A 574-nucleotide genomic window follows, 5' to 3' on the forward strand; every position below is an offset into this window, starting at 1 on the left:
GTAATTGTAGTCGTTATTTTTCTAAGAGTCATGATAAGAATAGCAAGTTACATATTAAAGGAGAAGTAGAATGGGGGAGTACGAATGAGAGAGAAAATAGGATAGATAAGAATAGCAAGTTACATATTAAAGGAGAAGTAGAATGGGGGAGTACGAATGAGAGAGAAAATAGGRTATTATGGTGTRCTCGKTTGTTTAATATTATCWRTTATTTCRGGRCRATTTCTTAAAAGTGAATGGRYACCAGTWATATTAWGTATAGGCATATTAATTTTCGCTCCTTTGTACCGCTGGAAAGAGTGGAAAACGTATAGTCGAAAAAAGAAAAATTTGTCGTAGGGGTTATTTTAAATGGTAAGAAAAGTATTGGAATTATGATAGGTATCATTGTTGTTTGTTCATTTGTCGTAGGGGTTATTTTAATAGAGGGCCAAAAGCAAATGGAGAAAATGTCTATTTTTCAAGATTGGATGTCTTCTGCGAAAGGTCTTTATCTTGTAATTGTAGTCGTTATTTTTCTAAGAGTCATGATAAGAATAGCAAGTTACATATTAAAGGAGAAGTAGAATGGGGG

At 32.9% G+C, this 574-nt stretch carries 1 pseudogene; it reads left to right on the plus strand.

What is annotated here, in order from left to right:
* Positions 1–156: 156 nt before the first annotated feature.
* Positions 157–566: pseudogene (locus AC1DJR_RS32830) on the plus strand (YoqO family protein).
* The last annotated feature ends 8 nt before the right edge of the window (positions 567–574 follow it).

This window comes from Bacillus sp. 05T31 (genome assembly GCF_056396725.1).